Source organism: Chromohalobacter sp. HP20-39 (genome assembly GCF_033052815.1).
Classification (GTDB): Bacteria; Pseudomonadota; Gammaproteobacteria; order Pseudomonadales; family Halomonadaceae; genus Chromohalobacter.
Map to the genome: position 1 here is coordinate 1 of NZ_JAWHTP010000337.1, position 337 is coordinate 337.

Here is a 337-nt window from a genome sequence, read left to right on the forward strand (position 1 = left end):
CTCGCGGTTCGAGAAACTCGACCTCATGTTCCTGGGCTTCATCAGCTTCGTCCTTGTCGCTGATGGACTTCGGATGTGTTAACAGGCCCTAGTCGCTGGCGCTCCGAAGCGGCCTGCATCTGGGTGCTGGTTGCCAGTTCGCGCGATTGGGCAGTTCGAATTTCCGAGAGTAGCCGGGTGCGCTGGGCCGCGAGTGCCGACTCAGCCTCCAGTGCCTGCGCATTGGCGCTGGACAATTGCTCGGTATGACGGCTACCCGTACCGAAGGGAATGCGCACACCCACCGTGATCGTCTGGTTGTAGCGTTCGCCGTAGCCGCCCCGATCCCGCGTGGTCG

At 62.3% G+C, this 337-nt stretch carries 1 pseudogene; it reads right to left on the reverse strand.

From position 1 onward, the window contains the following. Window positions 1–41: 41 nt before the first annotated feature. Window positions 42–337 (reverse strand): annotated as a pseudogene (locus tag RVY79_RS18275) (hypothetical protein); the annotation flags it as partial.